At 58.5% G+C, this 19,337-nt stretch carries 21 protein-coding genes and 1 tRNA gene; 16 read left to right on the forward strand and 6 right to left on the reverse strand.

Features of this window, described 5'->3' with window-relative positions; translation table 11 throughout:
* Window positions 1-6 precede the first annotated feature (6 nt).
* The 8 genes from phrB to ACYZTU_RS24185 are packed head-to-tail and all read left to right on the forward strand — an operon-like array spanning window position 7 to window position 6,815.
* On the forward strand, window positions 7-1,452 hold the full coding sequence (gene phrB, locus ACYZTU_RS24150; protein ID WP_461971146.1) for a deoxyribodipyrimidine photo-lyase: 1,446 nt from the start codon (window positions 7-9) through the stop codon (window positions 1,450-1,452).
* Window positions 1,445-1,867, forward strand: a complete 423-nt coding sequence (locus ACYZTU_RS24155) for a nuclear transport factor 2 family protein (RefSeq protein WP_461966094.1) — start codon at window positions 1,445-1,447, stop codon at window positions 1,865-1,867. The genes phrB and ACYZTU_RS24155 overlap by 8 nt, the downstream gene beginning before the upstream one ends.
* A complete protein-coding gene (locus ACYZTU_RS24160) occupies window positions 1,864-2,646 on the forward strand; it encodes an SDR family NAD(P)-dependent oxidoreductase (RefSeq protein ID WP_461966096.1) in 783 nt (260 codons plus the stop codon). Before ACYZTU_RS24155 ends, ACYZTU_RS24160 begins: the two co-directional genes overlap by 4 nt.
* Complete coding sequence (locus tag ACYZTU_RS24165; protein WP_461966098.1) at window positions 2,643-3,890, forward strand: NAD(P)/FAD-dependent oxidoreductase; 1,248 nt, start codon at window positions 2,643-2,645, stop codon at window positions 3,888-3,890. The genes ACYZTU_RS24160 and ACYZTU_RS24165 overlap by 4 nt, the downstream gene beginning before the upstream one ends.
* Complete coding sequence (locus ACYZTU_RS24170; protein WP_461966099.1) at window positions 3,887-4,702, forward strand: DUF1365 domain-containing protein; 816 nt, start codon at window positions 3,887-3,889, stop codon at window positions 4,700-4,702. Before ACYZTU_RS24165 ends, ACYZTU_RS24170 begins: the two co-directional genes overlap by 4 nt.
* The gene (locus tag ACYZTU_RS24175; RefSeq protein WP_461966101.1) at window positions 4,689-5,960 is read left to right on the forward strand and encodes a class I SAM-dependent methyltransferase; all 1,272 of its coding nucleotides are present in this window, start codon (window positions 4,689-4,691) and stop codon (window positions 5,958-5,960) included. The genes ACYZTU_RS24170 and ACYZTU_RS24175 overlap by 14 nt, the downstream gene beginning before the upstream one ends.
* Complete coding sequence (locus ACYZTU_RS24180; protein ID WP_461966103.1) at window positions 5,953-6,456, forward strand: DUF2878 domain-containing protein; 504 nt, start codon at window positions 5,953-5,955, stop codon at window positions 6,454-6,456. Before ACYZTU_RS24175 ends, ACYZTU_RS24180 begins: the two co-directional genes overlap by 8 nt.
* Before the next feature lie 53 nt (window positions 6,457-6,509).
* Entirely contained in the window at window positions 6,510-6,815 is a 306-nt protein-coding gene (locus tag ACYZTU_RS24185) for a YkgJ family cysteine cluster protein (protein ID WP_282378837.1), read from the forward strand.
* A 34-nt stretch (window positions 6,816-6,849) separates the two neighbouring features.
* Here the strand turns inward: ACYZTU_RS24185 and ACYZTU_RS24190 are convergent, their stop codons facing one another.
* From ACYZTU_RS24190 to hemA, 6 genes are all read right to left on the reverse strand, one after another.
* Window positions 6,850-7,368 (reverse strand): acyloxyacyl hydrolase, encoded by a 519-nt coding sequence (locus ACYZTU_RS24190; protein WP_461966105.1) that lies wholly within the window; start codon window positions 7,366-7,368, stop codon window positions 6,850-6,852.
* Between the two features lie 113 nt (window positions 7,369-7,481).
* Entirely contained in the window at window positions 7,482-8,273 is a 792-nt protein-coding gene (gene murI, locus ACYZTU_RS24195; RefSeq protein WP_461966107.1) for a glutamate racemase, read from the reverse strand.
* Window positions 8,266-9,021 carry a molybdopterin-synthase adenylyltransferase MoeB gene (locus tag ACYZTU_RS24200; protein ID WP_461966109.1) on the reverse strand — a complete coding sequence of 252 codons (756 nt, stop codon included), beginning with the start codon at window positions 9,019-9,021 and terminating at the stop codon, window positions 8,266-8,268. The genes murI and ACYZTU_RS24200 overlap by 8 nt, the downstream gene beginning before the upstream one ends.
* Window positions 9,015-9,845 (reverse strand): peptide chain release factor N(5)-glutamine methyltransferase, encoded by an 831-nt coding sequence (gene prmC, locus ACYZTU_RS24205; RefSeq protein ID WP_461966111.1) that lies wholly within the window; start codon window positions 9,843-9,845, stop codon window positions 9,015-9,017. Before prmC ends, ACYZTU_RS24200 begins: the two co-directional genes overlap by 7 nt.
* Window positions 9,846-10,928: a peptide chain release factor 1 gene (gene prfA, locus ACYZTU_RS24210; RefSeq protein ID WP_461966113.1), complete on the reverse strand. Its 1,083-nt coding sequence runs from the start codon at window positions 10,926-10,928 to the stop codon at window positions 9,846-9,848.
* A complete protein-coding gene (hemA, locus tag ACYZTU_RS24215; RefSeq protein WP_461966114.1) occupies window positions 10,925-12,214 on the reverse strand; it encodes a glutamyl-tRNA reductase in 1,290 nt (429 codons plus the stop codon). Before hemA ends, prfA begins: the two co-directional genes overlap by 4 nt.
* A gap of 181 nt (window positions 12,215-12,395) precedes the next feature.
* Here hemA and ACYZTU_RS24220 point away from each other — a divergent pair, with 181 nt between their 5' ends.
* The 8 genes from ACYZTU_RS24220 (at window position 12,396) to ychF (ending at window position 19,316) form a co-directional block, all read left to right on the forward strand.
* Window positions 12,396-14,120, forward strand: a complete 1,725-nt coding sequence (locus tag ACYZTU_RS24220; protein WP_461966116.1) for a tetratricopeptide repeat protein — start codon at window positions 12,396-12,398, stop codon at window positions 14,118-14,120.
* 4 nt (window positions 14,121-14,124) lie between these two features.
* Window positions 14,125-14,742, forward strand: coding sequence for a lipoprotein insertase outer membrane protein LolB (gene lolB / locus ACYZTU_RS24225; protein ID WP_461966118.1), 618 nt, complete (start codon window positions 14,125-14,127; stop codon window positions 14,740-14,742).
* A 2-nt stretch (window positions 14,743-14,744) separates the two neighbouring features.
* Window positions 14,745-15,596, forward strand: a complete 852-nt coding sequence (gene ispE, locus ACYZTU_RS24230) for a 4-(cytidine 5'-diphospho)-2-C-methyl-D-erythritol kinase (protein WP_461971148.1) — start codon at window positions 14,745-14,747, stop codon at window positions 15,594-15,596.
* A 36-nt stretch (window positions 15,597-15,632) separates the two neighbouring features.
* A tRNA-Gln gene (locus ACYZTU_RS24235) sits at window positions 15,633-15,707 on the forward strand.
* Between the two features lie 46 nt (window positions 15,708-15,753).
* Complete coding sequence (locus ACYZTU_RS24240; RefSeq protein ID WP_003208392.1) at window positions 15,754-16,695, forward strand: ribose-phosphate pyrophosphokinase; 942 nt, start codon at window positions 15,754-15,756, stop codon at window positions 16,693-16,695.
* A gap of 141 nt (window positions 16,696-16,836) precedes the next feature.
* Complete coding sequence (locus ACYZTU_RS24245) at window positions 16,837-17,439, forward strand: 50S ribosomal protein L25/general stress protein Ctc (protein ID WP_461971150.1); 603 nt, start codon at window positions 16,837-16,839, stop codon at window positions 17,437-17,439.
* A gap of 169 nt (window positions 17,440-17,608) precedes the next feature.
* On the forward strand, window positions 17,609-18,193 hold the full coding sequence (gene pth, locus ACYZTU_RS24250; RefSeq protein ID WP_309676573.1) for an aminoacyl-tRNA hydrolase: 585 nt from the start codon (window positions 17,609-17,611) through the stop codon (window positions 18,191-18,193).
* A gap of 22 nt (window positions 18,194-18,215) precedes the next feature.
* Window positions 18,216-19,316 carry a redox-regulated ATPase YchF gene (ychF, locus tag ACYZTU_RS24255; RefSeq protein WP_461966120.1) on the forward strand — a complete coding sequence of 367 codons (1,101 nt, stop codon included), beginning with the start codon at window positions 18,216-18,218 and terminating at the stop codon, window positions 19,314-19,316.
* The last annotated feature ends 21 nt before the right edge of the window (window positions 19,317-19,337 follow it).

Genomic DNA, 19,337 nt, shown 5'->3' on the forward strand with positions numbered 1-19,337 from the left:
ACCACCATGCAATTGATCTGGTTGCGCAGCGACTTGCGCCTACATGACAACACCGCCCTTTCGGCGGCCGCTGCTCGCGGTCCGACGGTCGCGGTGTACCTGCTGAGCCCGGACCAATGGCTGGAGCACGACGATGCGCCGTGCAAAGTGGATTTCTGGTTGCGCAATCTTGGCGAGTTGCGCCGTACGCTGGGCGAACTGAATATTCCTTTGCTGATCCGCACGTCATCACGCTGGGATGAAGCGCCGAAGGTGCTGCTTGAACTGTGTCAGCAATTGAAGATCGACGCGGTGCACGTCAACGAGGAATACGGCATTCATGAAAGCCGTCGTGATGACGCCGTGGGCGAATCGCTCAAAGCCCATGGCATCGACTTCTATAGCTACCTCGATCAACTGCTGTTCAAACCGGGCAGCGTGCTAACCAAGACCGGCACTTACTTTCAAGTCTTCAGCCAGTTCCGCAAAGCCTGCTACGACCGTCTGCGCGCGTCGTTACCAAGGCTGGTCGTCGCACCCGCGGTTCAGATGCCACTTGCTATCGGCAGCGACAAAATCCCAACAAGCGTTGAGGGTTTCAAAACGCCGACCCTCAGCCTGCGCACACTGTGGCCTGCCGGTGAAGCCGAAGCCCGGCGCCGTCTCGACACCTTCGCCGACGCCCAGATTGACTATTACAAAAACGAGCGGGACTTCCCGGCCAAACCGGGTACCAGTCAGCTCTCGGCTTATCTTGCCGCCGGGGTGATTTCCCCTCGCCAATGCCTGCACGCCGCCCTGCAAAGCAATCAAGGGGAGTTCGAAAGCGGCAAGGTCGGCGCGGTGACCTGGATCAACGAACTGCTGTGGCGCGAGTTCTACAAACACATTCTGGTGGGGTATCCACGGGTCTCGCGTCACCGTGCTTTCCGCCCGGAAACCGAAGCCCTGGCCTGGCGCGACGCCCCGGAAGAACTGCTGGCGTGGCAAGAAGCCCGCACCGGCCTGCCGATCATCGACGCGGCCATGCGCCAGTTGCTCGAAACCGGTTGGATGCACAACCGGCTGCGCATGGTCGTGGCGATGTTCCTGACCAAAAACCTGCTGATCGACTGGCGTGAAGGCGAGCGCTTTTTCATGCGGCACCTGATCGACGGCGACCTCGCGGCGAACAACGGTGGCTGGCAGTGGAGCTCGTCTACTGGCACCGACTCGGCGCCCTACTTCCGGATTTTCAATCCGTTGAGCCAGTCGGAAAAATTCGACAGCGAAGGCGTATTCATCAAGCACTGGCTGCCGGAACTGGCCGGGCTGAACAAGAAGGAAGTGCACAACCCGGCGAACGTCGGCGGGTTGTTCGGCGCGGTGGATTATCCGTCGCCGATCGTCAACCTAAACACCTCGCGCCAACGGGCGCTGGCCGCGTTCAAGAACTTGCCATCAAGACAACAGGCAGGAGGACACGATGAGTGATTTCCTGCGGCGTTTTGCCCAACAGTTTGCAGCCTTGGACAAGGACAGCCTGCAACGCCTCAATCAGCTCTACACCCACGACGTGCACTTCACCGATCCTCTGCACGAAGTTCAGGGACTGGTGCAAATGCGCAGCTACTTCACAGAGCTCTACGCCAACGTCAGCGATCTGCACTTCGACTTCCATGGTTTCGACCAGATCAGTGAAGGCGAGGGCTATTTGCGCTGGGTCATGAGTTATCGCCATCCGCGCCTGGCCGGCGGTCAGTTGATTCGGGTCGATGGCTGCTCGCACCTGCTCTGGCGCGGCAAGGTTTATCGCCACCGGGATTACTTCGATGCCGGGGCGCTGCTTTACGAACATGTACCCGTATTGGGTCGGGCGATTGCCTGGCTAAAAAGGAGAATGGGATGAGTTTTACACCTCCACGGCGATACTGGTTAACCGGTGCCAGCAGCGGCATTGGCGCCTCGCTGGCCGAAGAAATACTGAAAACCGGCGCCCACGTCGCCGTCAGTTCACGCTCGGCGGCGGTGCTGAAAGTCTTGTCCCTGCGTTATCCGGGGCAAGTGCTGGTGGTGCCCGGTGACTTGACCAACAGCCAGACAGTCCGCGAAATCGGCGAGCAAATTGCCGAAGACTGGGGATCCCTGGACACGGTGATTCTCAACGCAGGCACCTGCGAATACGTCGACGTTCAGCAATTCGATTCGTCGGTTGTCGAGCATGTGGTGCGCACCAATTTGCTCGCCAGCGCGTACTGCATCGAGGCCGCCTTACCGCTACTGCGCAAGGGCACCGCGCCGCACTTGGTGGGCGTCGCCAGTTCGGTGACGTACTTGCCGCTACCCCGCGCCGAAGCCTATGGCGCGTCAAAGGCCGGGCTGCGCTACTTGTTCGAATCGCTACGCATTGATCTGGCACCGGAAGGCATTGAAGTCACCGTGGTCAGCCCGGGGTTTGTCGAGACACCGTTGACGGCAAAAAACGATTTCCCGATGCCGCTAAGCTGGCCTGTGGATAAAGCTGCGCGGCACATTTTCGCCAAACTCAAAAACCGCCCACTGGAGATTGCGTTCCCCGGACTGTTCATGGCCGCGCTCTGGCCGCTGTCAAAAATGCCCAACGTCGTGAAACTGGCCATCGGCAAGCGCATGCTGCGCAGCAGTCCGCCGATCAAGGATATCCCTTGAACATCGCCATCATCGGCAGCGGGATCTCGGGGCTGACCAGCGCCTACCTCCTCAATCGCAGGCACGAGATCACTCTGTTCGAGGCCAGCGACTGGGTCGGCGGTCACACCCACACGGTGGACGTGACTGTCGATGACCAGCGCTATGCGGTGGACACCGGTTTTATTGTGTTCAACGACTGGACCTACCCGAATTTCATTCGCCTGCTCGGCCAGATCGGCGTGGGTTTCAAACCGACTGAAATGAGTTTTTCGGTGACCGATTCGGTCTCGGGGCTGGAATACAACGGCAATAATCTCAACAGCCTGTTCGCCCAACGTCGCAACCTGTTGTCGCCAGGGTTCTGGGGCATGTTGCGCGACATCCTGCGGTTCAATAAAAAAGCCCCGCGTGACCTGGCCGAAGGACGAATCGCCGCTGACACCACGCTCGACGATTACCTGAAGGCCGGCGGTTACGGTGAGCGGTTCATCCTGCATTACATCGTGCCGATGGGCGCAGCGATCTGGTCGATGTCAATGGCAGACATGCTCGGTTTCCCGTTGCAATTCTTCGTCCGTTTTTTCAAAAATCATGGACTGCTGTCGGTCAGCAATCGCCCGCAATGGTGCGTGATCGAGGGCGGTTCAAGCGCTTACATCGCGCCATTGACCGAGACCTTCAAAGACAAGATCCGCCTCAATTGCCCGGTGACCCGGGTCGATCGCGATGAAGATGGCGTGGTTATCCACAGCGCCGCCGGCAGCGAGCGTTTCGACAAAGTGGTGTTCGCCTGTCACAGCGATCAGGCACTGAAACTGTTGGCCAAACCGAGCGCCGCCGAACAGTCGATCCTTGGCGCCCTGCCCTACGCCGACAACGAAGTGGTGTTGCACACCGACACGCGCTTGCTGCCGGTGCGAAAGCTTGCCTGGGCCAGTTGGAATTATCGCCTCGATGGTCCCGGTCACACGCTGGCCGCCGTCACTTACGACATGAACATTCTGCAAGGCATCCAGAGCGACACCACGTTTTGCGTCAGCCTCAATCAGAGTGCAGGCATCAGCCCGAACAAAGTGCTCGCCAAATTCATCTACGCCCATCCGCAATACAGCTTGGCTGCCGTCGCCGCGCAGGCACGCTGGGATGAACTGGACGGCGCGCAGCACACTTGGTTTTGCGGCGCTTATTGGGCCAATGGTTTCCATGAAGACGGTGTGGTCAGTGCGCTGCGGGTTGCTCGCTCGCTGGGAGAAGGGTTGTGAACAGCGCCCTTTATAGCGGCTGGATCGCCCATCGGCGGTTTGCCCCGCGGCGCCATGAATTCCGTTACCGGATCGGTCTGCTGTACCTGGACCTCGACGAACAGGACGCGGTGCTTGGCTTGTCGCCGCTGTCGGGCACCAGCCGTTTCGCGCCGTTCTCGTTTCGCGAAACCGATTACTTGAAAGCCTTCACTGGCAGTGGCATGCGCTTGATCGACGCGGTACGCCAGCAAGTCGCCGAGGCGATCGGCCATGTGCCACACGGCTCGATCTGCCTGCTGACCCAGGCCCGCAGTTGGGGCCTGTCGTTCAACCCGGTGAGTTTTTTCTATTGCCATGAGGTCGACGGCCAACTGGCGGCGATTCTCTGCGAAGTCACCAATACGCCGTGGCGCGAGCGTTACCACTACGTGTTGCCCGCCAAGGCACCGACGTCGGTGCAGGACTTCCACCAGCATTTCGCCGTGGCCAAGGCGTTTCATGTGTCGCCGTTTCTGCCGCACGATATTGAATACCGCATGAGCTTCAGCCCCGCAGCGCAAAAACTCGGCGTGCACATGGCGGACTGGCAAGGCGAACTGAAACTGTTCGACGCCACGCTCAACCTGCACCGCGAAGCCCTAAACCGCGGCAGCCTGCACCGTTACTTGCGGCGCTTTCCGTGGATGACCGCGAAAACCTGTCTGGCGATTTATTGGCAGGCCGTGCGCTTGCTACTGAAACGCGCACCGATATTTGCTCATCAAGCTGCCGATGGCAGAATTCAGACCGCCATTGTTCCCCCCAAGGATCGCCGCCATGAAATCCTCTAGTGTCTCGGCCAAAACCAGCCTGTTAAGGACCAACAGCCTGACCGGATCGTTGCTGCGCCGAAGTGTGTTGCGGCAGATGGCGCAGCTCAAACACGGGCAACTGGTGGTCTTCGAAGACGGCGAACGGCACGTCTTCGGTACCGCCGGCAACCATCCCGTGGGCGAAATCCATATCCTCGACGCCGCGGCCTGGGGACTGGTGGCGAGTAACGGCTCGATTGGCGCGGGTGAAGCGTTTATCCACGGCTACTGGAGTTCGCCGGATTTGACGGCCGTGGTGCGTGTCTTCGTCAGCAACCTTGTCGTACTGGATGCGCTGGAAGGAGGCATGGCAAAACTGAGCCGACCGTTCGTGCAGAGCCTGCACTGGCTCAATCGCAACACGCGCAAGGGCTCGCAGAAAAACATCGCTGCACATTACGACCTCGGCAATGACTTGTTCGAGCAGTTTCTCGACCCGACCATGATGTATTCCGCCGCGCAGTTCCTCACCCCTGAAGACACCCTGGAACAGGCGCAACTGAACAAGCTCGAACGTATCTGCCGCAAACTCGCGCTGCAACCCAGCGATCACCTGCTGGAAATCGGCACCGGCTGGGGCAGCATGGCGCTTTACGCCGCCCAGAATTACGGCTGCAAAGTCACCACCACCACGCTGTCGAAAGAGCAGTACGCCTTTACCGCGCAACGGATCGAAGCCCTGGGTTTGCAAGACCAGGTCACACTGCTGCTGTCCGATTATCGCGACCTGACCGGGCAGTACGACAAACTGGTGTCGATCGAGATGATCGAAGCGGTTGGTCATCGCTTCCTGCCGACCTACTTCAAGCAATGCGCGCAGCTGCTCAAGAGCAACGGCTTGATGCTATTGCAAGCGATCACCATCCGCGAGCAGCGCTACGAACAAGCCAAGAGCAATGTCGATTTCATTCAGCGTTACATCTTCCCCGGCGGCGCCCTGCCCTGCGTGCAGAAAATGCTGGAGATTGTCAGCCGTGACACCGACATGAACCTGCTGCACATGGAGGATTTCGGCCTGCACTACGCCCGAACCTTGCGCCTGTGGCATGAGAATTTTCGCCGCGCCCACGGTCGCTTGAGCGAAATGGGCTACGACGACTATTTCCTGCGGCTGTGGGAATTTTATCTGTGCTACTGCGAAGGTGGTTTCCTGGAACGCACCATCGGCACGGCGCAATTGCTGCTTGCCAAACCCGCCGCGATGCCGGCGCCGCTGCTCGGCCGATTCGATGCTTGAACGATTGGCAAATGCAGCGCTGTTTCAGGTCGGCTGGTTTGCCTGCGTGATCGGAGGCAGTGGTCTGTGGTTGCTGGTGGCGTTGGCGGTGCTGGTGATTCATCTGTTGTGGATAAGTCGCTGGGCCGATGAAGGCCTACTGATCCTCAGCGTGGTGCTGCTGGGAACGACGGTCGACAGTTCGTTGCACTGGCTGGGGGTGTTCGACTTCAACGATGTCGCGCCGCTGATTCCGATGTGGCTGATGCTGATGTGGGCGTTGCTGGCAACCACTTTGCGCCATTGCCTGCAATGGACCGCCAATCCCTGGTGGCTCGGCAGCCTACTGGGCGCCGTCGGTGGGCCGTTGTCGTATTACGCGGGAGGACAATTGGCCGGGGTGCAATTTCCCTACGGACAATGGCCGACACTGATCGGCATCGGATTACTGTGGGCGCTGCTGTTTCCCACACTGCATTTCATGGCTCAGCGGCTGGCGTCCGACACTCACAGCTGAGCGTCCGTCAGGCCTTTCACACAGCCCCGGCCCACTGCCTTACACTGCGTGTCATGAAAACCATTCCCCACACGCAAATCGCTGAACCGGTGGTCACTTGCTCGACCTGCGCAGCTTGCTGCTGCCAGCTCGAAGTCATGCTGATCACCGACACAGGCGTGCCCGAACGTTTTATCGATACTGATGACTGGGGTGGGGAAGTCATGTTGCGTCTGGATGACGGTTGGTGTGCTGCGCTGGATCGCAACACTATGATGTGCACCATCTACGAGAAACGCCCGCTGATCTGCAGGGAGTTCGAGATGGGAGCGCCTGAATGCATCGACGAACGCCAGGGGATTACCACGGCGTATCGCTGAACTCAAACCCACCCCCATTGATTGTGCAGTGTGCTTAGAGCGGCATCGTGTAATGCAGCGCGTAGCTTTCTACACCATTGTTCGGGCTGCTGAGCCCGGCATTGGAATAGTGCGTCGCACGAATCCCGACTTCATGCCCGCCCGCAAAGCGCAGACCAAACCCGAACCGGTCTTCAAACTGAAAGGCGCTGCCGAGCTGGTTGTTTTCGACTTCGGTATTGGCGAACACCGCCACGCCAACCCCCAACTCCACATAGGGTTTGACGGTCTGCCCGGAAAATTCGTAAACCAACACCGGCGAGAACGACAGGCTGTGGTTGCTGGAGGTCTTGTCACCTTCCCAATAGGTGTAGGCACCGCTCCAGTAACCGGTCAAACGACCAACATCACTCTGCAGCCAGCTCTTGTCCCAATCGAATTGCATGCCCAGTCGATAGGTCATGGTCGACTCGCTGGTCTGACCGACCGCGAACTCCACACCTGCCGCCTGTGCGGTAAAACTGTGCCCCATCAGTGCGGCCGCAATCGCGGCCAAGCAGAATAGTCGCTTCATTAGAAACATCCTTTTCCGAACGATTTCGTATGGTTTTTTAGTTGCTTAACGCTATGGAGCGTCAACAATTAATCAGAAGTTCACCCCAATGATCGTTTGCCCCAGGCTATAACTTACCCTTTGAAGCTTTGCACAACGCCAGCGGTATTCCACAGTATCGGCAAGATATTTCTGAAATGTTCCGGATCGGAGCTCGTCCAGAACTGTGCGGCACGAGCAGGCCCTTCGGCGAGCAATTCACGCTCGGCCAACAGACGCTGAAGTTGCCGCGCTACAGCGGAGCCGGTGTCGATCAGGCTGATATCTTCAGGGATCATCTGCTTAAGCAACGGCTTTAGGAAGGGGTAATGCGTGCAGCCGAGAATTATTGTGTCGCAGCCGGCGCCGAGCAGCGGTTCGACATACCTGGCAAGTAACTGGCGCAGGGCAGGACTGTGCAAATCGCCGTTTTCAATCAGCTCCACCAGGCCGGGGCACGGCTGAGTGAGGACGCGCACATCAGTGGCGAAACGGTCGAGCAACGCGGCAAACTTGGCACTTTGCAAGGTGCCGGTGGTGGCGAGTACGCCGACCACTCCGCTGCGGGTGGCGGCAGCGGCCGGTTTGACCGCCGGCTCCATGCCGACGATGGGCCACTCGGGATAATCGCGCCGCAAGTCTGCAACGCCAGCGACAGTCGCCGTATTACAGGCCAGCACCAACGCCTTGGCGCCCTGCTGCTGAAAAAAACCGGCCATCACGCTGCAACGATGACGGATGAATTCCGGGGTTTTCTCGCCGTAGGGAATATTCCCGCAATCGGCGACGTACAGCAGTGACTCGTTGGGCAGCAAACGCTGGATCTCGGCCAGCACCGAAAGCCCACCAACGCCGGAGTCGAACACGCCAATCGGCGCTTCACGCATGCTTCGAACCACAGACGCTGCAGCCCGGATCACGCTTGACCCGTAATTCGCGAAAGCGCGAGCCCAAGGCATCGATCAACAACAGGCGCCCCACCAGGGGCTCGCCGAAACCCACCAGCAATTTCATGGCCTCCAGCGCCTGGAGGCTGCCAACCAGCCCAACCAAAGGGCCCACGACGCCGGCTTCGCTGCACGTCAGTTCGGCTTCGCTGCCGTGACCATACAAACAGTGGTAGCACGGACTCTCCGGACGGCGCGGGTCGAACACCGACAGCTGCCCTTCCAGCCGAATCGCCGCGCCACTGACCAGAGGTTTGCAGCCGGCGACACACGCAGCGTTGACCGCTTCGCGGGTGGAGAAATTGTCGGAACAGTCCAGCACCAGATCCACCGCGGCCACGGCGGCAGCCAGGGAATCTTCGTCCAGCGCGGTACGATGGGCGATCAACTGAATCTCGGGATTGATTGCGCTCAGTCGGCGAATGGCCGAATCGACCTTGCTCAGGCCGACGCTGTCGGTGTCGTGAACAATCTGGCGTTGCAGATTGGTCAGGTCGACGGTGTCGAAGTCCGCCAAATGCAACTCGCCGACGCCAGCAGCTGCCAGGTACAGCGCAACCGGTGAGCCGAGACCGCCGAGACCGACGATCAACACGCGGCTTTCTTTCAGTCGCAACTGGCCGTCGATGTCGACGTGCTGCAATAGAATCTGCCGACTGTAGCGCAACAATTCCTGATCATTCAGCACGGCAGGCGCCCCAGGCTGATACGTTCGTGACCGCCCAGATCGGTGCGGCTGTGGACTTCTTCAAAGCCGCGGGTCAGTAGCAAATCGCGTACTGCATGGGCTTGATCGTAACCGTGTTCGAGCATCAACCAACCGCCCGCTTCAAGGTAATCCGGCGCCTGGGCGACGATCAGACGCAGATCGTCGAGCCCGTCGACGCCGGCCACCAATGCGCTGGCTGGTTCGAAGCGCACATCACCTTCCACCAGATGCGGGTCGGCGGACGCGATGTAAGGCGGGTTGCTGATGATCAGTTGAAAACGCTGACCTGCCAGGGCACTGAACCAATGACTGCTCAGCACGGTGGCGTTGTTCAGGTGCAAGCGCTGGCGATTGCGCTCGGCCAGGGCCACGGCTTCGAGCACGCGATCCACAGCGGTAACCTTCCAGGCTGGACGCTCGCTGGCCAGGGCCAGGGCAATGGCGCCGCTGCCGGTGCCGAGGTCGAGGACCTTGGCAGGTGTGGCTGGCAAGAGTTCAAGCGCCGCTTCCACCAACAGCTCGGTGTCCGGGCGCGGGATTAGCGTGTGTGGCGCAACTTCCAGATCAAGCTTCCAGAAACCTTGCTGGCCAAGGATGTAGGCCACCGGCTCACCGCCACGGCGGCGTTGCAGGTACTCGGCAAATTTCAGCGCCGCTTCGCTCGGAACGATGCGCTCGGGCCAGGTGTGCAGAAAACTGCGGGACTTGCCCAGCGCAGCGGCCAGCAACAATTCGGCATCCAGGCGCGCGGAGGGCGAATCCGGTAAGTCGGCGGCGCGTAACAAACTGGCAATGATCGTCATTTACTCACCTATCGCTGCCAATTGGTCCGCCTGGTATTCGGCCAGCAACGGCTCGATCACCGCGTCGACACCACCCGCGAGGATTTCGTCGAGGGAATACAGCGTCAGGTTGACCCGGTGGTCGGTGACCCGGCCCTGGGCGAAGTTGTAAGTGCGGATCCGCTCGGAGCGATCGCCCGAACCCACCAGCAACTTACGCTCGCTGGCGATGGCATTGGCGGCGGCGCTGGTCTGCTGGTCGTTGAGCTTGGCCGACAGCCAGGACATCGCCCGCGCGCGGTTCTTGTGCTGGGAACGTTCTTCCTGACACTCGACGACAATACCGGACGGCAAGTGCGTGATGCGGATCGCCGAGTCGGTCTTGTTGACGTGCTGACCGCCGGCACCGGAGGATTTATAGGTATCGATCCGCAAATCCGAAGGGTTGATCTCGATCGCTTCCTGCTCGTCGGGCTCGGGCAACACCGCCACAGTGCAGGCCGAGGTGTGAATACGACCCTGGGACTCAGTGGCCGGAACCCGTTGCACGCGATGGGCACCGGATTCAAATTTCAACTTGCCGTAGACACTGTCGCCTTCGACTCGAGCGATGACTTCTTTATAGCCGCCGTGCTCGCCGATGTTCTCCGAGAGGATCTCCACCCGCCAGCCGCGCCGCTCGGCGTACCGCGAATACATGCGGAACAGGTCGCCGGAGAAAATCGCCGCCTCATCACCGCCGGTGCCGGCGCGGATTTCGAGGAACACGTTACGCCCGTCATTCGGATCCTTGGGCAGCAGCATGCGTTGCAGGCTGGCTTCGATGTCGATCAGTTGCTCTTTGGCTTCGCGGACTTCTTCCACGGCCATTTCGCGCATGTCCGGGTCGCTGTCCTTGAGCAGCGCCTGGGCGCCTTCAAGGTCACTTTGCACTTTGAGCAACTGTTTATAGGCATCGACAATCGGCTCGACTTCCGCGTATTCCTTGGAATAGGTGCGGAATTTGTTCTGATCGGAAATGACTTCGCCGTCGCCAAGCAAGGCAGTCAATTCCTCGAAACGGTCCTGGAGGATGTCCAGCTTATTGAGCAGTGACGCTTTCATTGCGGTTTCTTATCCGAAAAGCTATCCGATGAGCCCTCATTCAGGGCAAAGAGTTCCTGGGCCATGGCCAGCGCATCAAGGCGACCTTCGGCAGAGAGCTTTTTCAACTGCACGCTTGGTGCGTGCAAGAGTTTATTAGTCAGGCCCCGCGCCAGTTGCACCAGCACGTCTTCGGCGCTGCTGCCGTTGGCCAGCATGCGCTGGGCCTTCTGCAATTCTTCGTCGCGCATGCGCTCGCTTTGTTGGCGATAGGCCTTGAGCACATCCACCGCCGCCAGTTCACGCAGGCGGACCATGAAATCTTCGGCACCGATCGAGACCATCTCTTCTGCCGCTTGGGCTGCACCTTGCCGGCTCTTGAGGTTCTCGGCGACCACTTCGTGGAGATCGTCGACGCTATACAGGTAAACGTCGTCCAGTTCGCCAACTTCCGGTTCGATATCCCGGGGGACGGCGATGTCTACCATGAAGATCGGCTTGTGCTTGCGCAGTTTCAAGGCGCTTTCCACCGCGCCCTTGCCAAGGATCGGCAACTGGCTGGCGGTGGAGCTGATAACGATGTCGCTGCGCACCAGTTCGGCCGGGATCTCCGAGAGCAACACCGCATGGGCGCCGAACTGCTCGGCCAGAATGCTCGCGCGCTCCAGGGTGCGGTTGGCGACCACGATGCGCTTCACACCCAATTCGTGCAGATGGCGGGCGACCAGGGTAATGGTCTCACCGGCGCCGATCAGCAAGGCCTGACTGCGTTGCAGATCACTGAAAATCTGTTTCGCCAGGCTGACCGCGGCAAACGCCACGGAGACCGGGTTCTCACCGATGGCGGTGTCGGTGCGCACCTGTTTGGCCGCGTTGAACGTCGCCTGGAACAACCGCCCGAGCAACGGACCGATGGTGCCGGCTTCGCGGGCCACGGCGTAAGCCGATTTCATCTGACCGAGAATCTGCGGTTCGCCCAACACCAGCGAATCGAGCCCGGAGGCCACCCGCATCATGTGACGAACTGCCGCATCATCTTCGTGCACATAAGCGCTCGCGCGCAGCTCTTCGAGGCTCAAATGATGATAATCGGCCAGCCAGCGCAGCACGACGTCAGCCGAAAGGTGATCCTGTTCTATATACAGTTCACTGCGATTGCAGGTGGAAAGGATCGCAGCTTCGCGGCTGTCGGTGAGTCGGCAGAGCTGCTGCAAGGCCTCCACCAGCTGCTCAGGGGTAAAGGCCACGCGCTCGCGGACGTCTACTGAAGCAGTCTTGTGGTTAATACCGAGTGCAAGGAAGGCCATTCATGGTCGCTGATGGTGACGTGAAGCCGGCAATTGTCCTACTTCGACAGAGCCAGAACAACTACCGCTGACTATTGTCCCCATGACCTGCCCCTATAAAGGCATCACTGAGACTCGGTTATGTTTGGCCGAAGGCTTGTGTCATGATGATCCGACCGCAGGTTAGTCGTCCTCTTCCTATATGAATAGATCTTCCGCGTTGCTCCTCGCTTTTGTCTTCCTCAGCGGCTGCCAGGCTTTGGCACCCGTTTCGTCGGACGGTATTCCGCCGGTCGAAGACAGCACTCCGGCCCCTGAAAAGCCCAAGGTTTACAGCTCATTCAGTGAAGAAACCGTCTTCAGCCTGCTGAGCGCCGAACTGGCTGGCCAGCGCAATCGTTTCGACATTGCCCTGGACAACTACGTCACCCAGGCTATTAACACCCAGGATCCGGGCATCTCCGAACGGGCATTCCGCATCGCCGAATACCTGGGCGCCGATCAGGCCGCACTGGATACCGCGCTGATCTGGGCGAAAAACGCCCCGGACGACCTTGAGGCGCAACGAGCTGCTGCCGTGCAACTGGCTCGCGCCGGGCGTTATGACGACTCCATGGTCTATATGGAGAAAGTTCTGCAAGGCAAGGGCGACACGCATTTCGACTTCCTCGCTTTGTCTGCGGCCGATACCGACCAGGACACGCGCAACGGCCTGATGAAAAGTTTTGACCGCTTATTGCAGCGCCATCCGAACAACAGCCAGCTGATTTTCGGCAAAGCCTTGCTACTGCAACAGGACGGTGACGCCAAGGGTGCGCTGGGCCTGCTGGAAGACAATCCACCGGATGACGGCGAAATCGCACCGATCCTGCTGCGCGCGCGCCTGCTGCAAACGCTCAATCGTGGCGATGAAGCCTTGCCGCTGCTGCAAAAAAGCATCAAGAAGTACCCGGACGACAAACGCCTGCGCCTGACTTACGCGCGCATGCTGGTTGAACAGGACCGCATGGACGATGCCAAAGTCGAGTTTTCAAGCCTGGTTCAGCAATACCCGGAAGACGACGAACTGCGTTACTCCCTGGCGCTGGTGTGCCTGGAAGCCAAGGCGTGGGATGAGGCCAAGGGCTATCTGGAAGACCTGATCGCCCGTGAAAGCCACGTCGATTCGGCGCACCTGAACCTCGGTCGTATCGCTGAAGAACGTAATGACCCCCAAGGCGCACTGATCGAGTACGCCCAAGTCGGCGCGGGCAACGATTACCTGCCGGCGCAATTGCGTCAGTCCGATATCCTGATGAACAACGGCAAGACCGCCGAGGCCCAAAACCGTCTGGCGGCAGAGCGCGACGAGCAGCCCGATTACGCCATTCAGTTGTATTTGATCGAAACCGAAACCTTGTCCGCCAATAAACAGCCTGACAAGGCCTGGAATGTATTACAGCAAGCCTTGCAGAAGTACCCGGACGATCTGAATCTGCTGTACACCCGCGCCATGCAAGCGGAAAAACGCAACGACCTGGCGCAGATGGAAAAAGACCTGCGGCTGATCATCAAACGCGATCCGGATAACGCGATGGCCTTGAACGCCCTCGGTTACACCCTGTCCGATCGTACGACGCGCTACGCCGAAGCCAAGACCTTGATCGAACAGGCACACCAGATCAATCCGGAAGATCCGGCGGTGCTCGACAGCCTCGGCTGGGTGAATTTCCGCCTGGGCAATCTCGATGAGGCCGAACGTTACTTGCGCCAGGCCCTGGAACGCTTTCCAGATCAGGAAGTCGCCGCTCATCTGGGTGAGGTCCTGTGGGCCAACGGTAAGCAACGCGAAGCCAAGCAAATCTGGAGCAAGTTCCTCAAGGAACAGCCCGACAGCCCTATCCTGCGCAGCACCATCAAGCGCCTGACCGGATCAGAGACTCTTTAAGACTATGTTTTTGCGCCACATCATCGTTTTCAGTTTCATCGCCCTGCTTACCGGTTGCGCCGGCTTCGGCGCCCGCGAATCGGTCCAGGGTCAAGGCAACCCGGCCCAATGGCGCCAGTACAAACAGCAATTGACCAGCCTCGACGGCTGGCAGATCAACGGCAAAATCGGCATTCGTGCCCCGAAAGACTCGGGCAGCGGCACGTTGTTCTGGTTGCAACGACAGGATTACTACGACATTCGCCTCTCCGGCCCCCTGGGTCGCGGTGCAGCACGCTTGACCGGTCGCCCCGGCAAAGTCTCGCTGGAAGTCGCCAACCAGGGCCGCTATGAAGCGCCGACGCCTGAAGTGCTGGTCGAAGAACAGCTGGGCTGGAAGTTGCCGGTGTCCAATCTGGCCTGGTGGGTTCGCGGGCTCCCGGCTCCGAACAGCAAAAGCCGTCTGACGCTCGATGCCGACAGCCGTCTGGCCAATCTGGAGCAGGATGGCTGGCAAGTCGAATACCTCAGCTATGCCGAGCAAAACGGCTTTTGGCTGCCCGAGCGGATCAAACTGCACGGCACCGACCTTGACGTCACGCTGGTGATCAAGGAATGGCAACCTCGCAAACTGGGGCAGTGAACATGACGGCTCCACGCTTGACGCTGCCCTCCCCGGCCAAACTCAATCTGATGCTGCACATCCTCGGTCGCCGCGAAGACGGTTACCACGAGCTGCAGACTATTTTTCAGTTTCTCGATTACGGCGATGAAATCACCTTCGCCGTTCGTGATGACGGTGTGATTCGGTTGCACACAGAATTCGATGGCGTTCCTCACGACAGTAATTTAATCGTCAAGGCCGCAAAAAAACTTCAGGAGCAATCCGGTTGTTCGCTCGGGATTGATATCTGGATCAAAAAGATTCTGCCCATGGGTGGTGGCATCGGTGGTGGCAGCTCAAATGCCGCCACCACTTTGCTCGGCCTCAATCATCTCTGGCAACTGGGTTGGGATGAGGATCGGCTGGCCACTTTAGGCTTGACGCTTGGCGCGGACGTCCCGGTTTTCGTGCGTGGGCACGCGGCTTTCGCCGAGGGCGTGGGGGAGAAATTGACCCCTGTTTACCCCGCCGAGCCGTGGTATCTCGTGCTTGTGCCGCAAGTCTCTGTAAGTACAGCAGAAATTTTTTCAGATCCGTTGTTGACACGTAACTCTTCTCCCATTAAAGTGCGCCCCGTTCCCAAGGGAAACAGTCGAAATGACTGCTTACCGGTGGTAGCAAGGCGTTATCCAGATGTACGTAACGCATTGAATTTGTTAGGTAAATTTACCGAAGCAAAACTCACCGGAACTGGAAGTTGTGTGTTTGGGGGCTTCCCAAGCAAAGCTGAAGCTGATAAAGTCTCGGCCCTTCTTACAGAGACCCTTACAGGGTTTGTAGCAAAGGGAAGCAACGTTTCGATGTTGCATCGCAAGCTGCAAAGTCTGCTCTAAAGGAACCGATTACTGGGTAATCGTTGCAACAGATACAGGGGCGTCGCCAAGCGGTAAGGCAGCAGGTTTTGATCCTGCCATGCGTTGGTTCGAATCCAGCCGCCCCTGCCATTTTCCAATACTCATCCAGGTTACCCTCAGCCTTCAGGTACTGCGCGTGTCCAAGATGATGGTCTTTACGGGGAACGCTAACCCCGATCTGGCTCGGCGTGTTGTACGTCAGCTGCATATCCCTCTCGGTGACATCTCTGTCGGTAAGTTCTCCGACGGCGAAATTACTGCCGAGATCAATGAAAACGTCCGCGGTAAAGATGTCTTCATTATTCAGCCGACTTGCGCTCCGACCAACGATAACCTGATGGAACTGGTAGTGATGGCTGATGCCTTCCGCCGCTCCTCGGCTACTCGTATCACTGCTGTAATTCCTTACTTTGGTTATGCCCGTCAGGATCGCCGTCCGCGTTCCGCACGTGTGGCTATCAGCGCGAAAGTCGTGGCTGACATGCTTACCGTAGTCGGCATCGACCGTGTTCTCACGGTTGATCTGCATGCTGACCAAATCCAGGGCTTCTTCGATATTCCGGTAGATAACATCTACGGCTCCCCGGTATTGGTGGATGACATTGAAGATCAGCGCTTCGAAAACCTGATGATCGTGTCCCCGGACATTGGCGGCGTCGTGCGTGCACGTGCTGTTGCCAAATCCCTGGGCGTGGATCTCGGGATCATCGACAAACGCCGTGAGAAAGCCAATCACTCTGAAGTGATGCATATCATCGGTGATGTCGAAGGGCGTACCTGTATTCTGGTCGATGACATGGTCGATACCGCCGGCACTCTGTGCCACGCGGCCAAGGCCCTGAAAGAGCATGGCGCTGCCAAGGTTTTCGCCTACTGCACACACCCTGTGCTGTCCGGTCGGGCGATCGAAAACATCGAAAATTCCATGCTGGACGAACTCGTGGTGACTAACACCATCCCGTTGTCCGCTGCTGCTCAAGCCTGCTCGCGTATCCGTCAACTGGATATCGCGCCGGTAGTTGCCGAAGCGGTCCGCCGCATCAGCAATGAAGAATCGATCAGCGCGATGTTCCGTTAAGGGCCCTGCCCTTCTCGAACATTTCGTTGACGAAAAGCGCCCCGCCCCGGCATTCCTGTCGGGGCGGGGCTTTTTTGCCCATATCGCCTTTAGCGCTGGTCGCAAACGCTGGGGCGAATGTGGTTATTTTGGAGATACAACATGAACGATTTTACTCTGAATGCTGAAGTGCGTTCCGACCTGGGGAAAGGTGCGAGCCGCCGCCTGCGTCGTCTCGCAAGCCTGGTACCTGCTGTAGTTTACGGTGGCGAAAAAGCCCCTGAATCCATCAGCATGCAGGCTAAAGAAGTTGCCAAACTGCTCGAAAACGAAGCGGCTTACAGCCACATCATCGAGCTGAACGTTGGCGGCACCAAGCAAAACGTAATCATCAAAGCTCTGCAGCGTCACCCGGCCAAAGGCCACGTGATGCACGCTGACTTCGTACGCGTTATAGCTGGCCAGAAACTGACCGCTATCGTGCCTGTACACTTTGTTGGTGAAGAAGCTCCGATCAAGAAAGGCGGCGAAATTTCGCACGTTGTTTCGGACATCGAAGTGACCTGCCTGCCGAAAGACCTGCCTGAATTCATCGAAGTTGACTTGGCTAACGCCGAAATCGGCTCGATCATTCACCTGTCTGACCTCAAAGCCCCTAAAGGCGTTGAGTTTGTTGCTCTGGCACACGGTGATGACAAGGCTGTTGCCAACGTTCACGCTCCACGTGTTGCTCCAGAAGCTACTGAAGAAGGCGCAGCAGAGTAATTTCACTCTGTTCGCCGGAGTGAGCGGAAACATCGCGGACTAGAGCGTAGCGAGAAAGCGGGCGAGAACGCGGAGTTTACATAATGGTAAATGAGCACTTGTCGTCCACTTTCGCCGCACTCGCTGAATGCGGCGATGTTATCCACCACTCCAAGGAAGGGCCCCTATCGTGACTGCCATCAAACTGATCGTTGGCCTGGGAAATCCAGGCGCTGAATACGAACAGACCCGGCATAACGCAGGGGCCTTTTTTGTTGAGCGCATCGCGAACGCGCAAGGCGTAAACCTTGTGGCGGATCGTAAATATTTCGGCCTGACCGGGCGCTATTCGCATCAGGGTCAGGATGTTCGTTTATTAATTCCCACCACGTACATGAACCGCAGCGGCCAGGCCGTAGCGGCACTCGCTGGTTTCTTCCGCATCACGCCTGAAGAAATCCTCGTGGCGCACGACGAACTCGACCTGCCACCCGGCGTTGCCAAGCTCAAACAGGGCGGCGGCCATGGCGGTCACAACGGGTTGCGCGACATTATTGCGCAACTGGGCAATCAGAATACCTTTCACCGCTTGCGGCTTGGCATTGGCCACCCGGGCGTTGCCAGTATGGTTTCAAATTTCGTCCTGGGTCGTGCGCCACGCGCCGAACAGGAAAAACTCGATGCCAGCATCGACTTTGCCCTCGGCGTGCTGCCGGATATCCTCGCCGGTGAATGGAACCGCGCGATGAAAAACCTGCACAGCCAGAAGGCCTGACTCTTACACGAGGGGAAACATCATGGGATTCAATTGCGGCATCGTCGGCCTGCCTAACGTCGGCAAGTCCACCCTGTTCAACGCCCTGACCAAATCCGGGATCGCGGCCGAGAACTTCCCCTTCTGCACCATCGAACCGAATACCGGTATCGTGCCGATGCCGGACAGCCGTCTGGAAGCCCTGGCGGCCATCGTCAATCCCAAGCGCATCCTGCCGACCACCATGGAATTCGTCGACATCGCAGGCCTGGTGGCTGGCGCCTCGAAAGGTGAGGGCCTAGGCAACAAGTTCCTCGCCAATATCCGCGAAACCGATGCCATCGCGCACGTGGTCCGCTGCTTCGAAGACGAGAACGTGATTCACGTTTCCAACAGCGTCGACCCGAAACGCGACATCGAAATCATCGACCTGGAACTGATCTTCGCCGACCTCGACAGCTGCGAGAAGCAACTGCAGAAAGTCGCTCGCAACGCCAAGGGCGGTGACAAGGACGCAGTAATCCAGAAAGGCCTGCTGGAGCAATTGATCGCTCACTTCACCCTCGGCAAGCCTGCGCGCACCCTGATGAAAACCATGAATGCCGACGAGAAAGCGGTGATTCTTGGCTTCCACCTGTTGACCACCAAGCCGGTCATGTACATCGCCAACGTCGCTGAAGACGGTTTCGAGAACAACCCGCTGCTGGATATCGTCAAAGCCATTGCCGAAGAAGAAGGCGCCATGGTGGTTCCGGTCTGCAACAAGATCGAAGCCGAAATCGCCGAACTGGATGACGGCGAAGAGAAAGACATGTTCCTCGAAGCCTTAGGACTAGAAGAACCTGGCCTGAACCGCGTGATCCGCGCCGGCTACGAAATGCTGCACCTGCAGACCTACTTCACCGCCGGTGTCGAAGAAGTCCGCGCCTGGACCGTCCGCGTCGGTGCCACCGCACCACAAGCCGCTGGAGTGATCCACACCGACTTCGAAAAAGGCTTCATCCGCGCCGAAGTCATCGCCTACGACGACTTCATCCAGTACAAGGGCGAAGCGGGCACCAAAGAAGCTGGTAAATGGCGCCTGGAAGGCAAGGACTACATCGTTAAAGACGGCGACGTGATGCACTTCCGTTTCAACGTGTAAAACACCCACCCACGAAAAAGC

This window comes from Pseudomonas sp. HLT2-19-2 (assembly GCF_054898005.1).

Excerpts from the sequence above, each read along its gene's own strand:
- murI (WP_461966107.1), bottom strand. The coding sequence starts at position 8,273 with ATGCGTGAAGCGCCGATTGGCGTGTTCGACTCCGGCGTTGGTGGGCTT.
- ACYZTU_RS24185 (WP_282378837.1), top strand. The coding sequence starts at position 6,510 with ATGAAAACCATTCCCCACACGCAAATCGCTGAACCGGTGGTCACTTGC.
- lolB (WP_461966118.1), top strand. The coding sequence starts at position 14,125 with ATGTTTTTGCGCCACATCATCGTTTTCAGTTTCATCGCCCTGCTTACC.
- ACYZTU_RS24190 (WP_461966105.1), bottom strand. The coding sequence starts at position 7,368 with ATGAAGCGACTATTCTGCTTGGCCGCGATTGCGGCCGCACTGATGGGG.
- prfA (WP_461966113.1), bottom strand. The coding sequence starts at position 10,928 with ATGAAAGCGTCACTGCTCAATAAGCTGGACATCCTCCAGGACCGTTTC.
- phrB (WP_461971146.1), top strand. The coding sequence starts at position 7 with ATGCAATTGATCTGGTTGCGCAGCGACTTGCGCCTACATGACAACACC.
- hemA (WP_461966114.1), bottom strand. The coding sequence starts at position 12,214 with ATGGCCTTCCTTGCACTCGGTATTAACCACAAGACTGCTTCAGTAGAC.
- ACYZTU_RS24155 (WP_461966094.1), top strand. The coding sequence starts at position 1,445 with ATGAGTGATTTCCTGCGGCGTTTTGCCCAACAGTTTGCAGCCTTGGAC.
- ACYZTU_RS24245 (WP_461971150.1), top strand. The coding sequence starts at position 16,837 with ATGAACGATTTTACTCTGAATGCTGAAGTGCGTTCCGACCTGGGGAAA.
- ychF (WP_461966120.1), top strand. The coding sequence starts at position 18,216 with ATGGGATTCAATTGCGGCATCGTCGGCCTGCCTAACGTCGGCAAGTCC.
- ACYZTU_RS24220 (WP_461966116.1), top strand. The coding sequence starts at position 12,396 with ATGAATAGATCTTCCGCGTTGCTCCTCGCTTTTGTCTTCCTCAGCGGC.
- ACYZTU_RS24160 (WP_461966096.1), top strand. The coding sequence starts at position 1,864 with ATGAGTTTTACACCTCCACGGCGATACTGGTTAACCGGTGCCAGCAGC.
- ACYZTU_RS24175 (WP_461966101.1), top strand. The coding sequence starts at position 4,689 with ATGAAATCCTCTAGTGTCTCGGCCAAAACCAGCCTGTTAAGGACCAAC.
- ispE (WP_461971148.1), top strand. The coding sequence starts at position 14,745 with ATGACGGCTCCACGCTTGACGCTGCCCTCCCCGGCCAAACTCAATCTG.
- prmC (WP_461966111.1), bottom strand. The coding sequence starts at position 9,845 with ATGACGATCATTGCCAGTTTGTTACGCGCCGCCGACTTACCGGATTCG.
- ACYZTU_RS24180 (WP_461966103.1), top strand. The coding sequence starts at position 5,953 with ATGCTTGAACGATTGGCAAATGCAGCGCTGTTTCAGGTCGGCTGGTTT.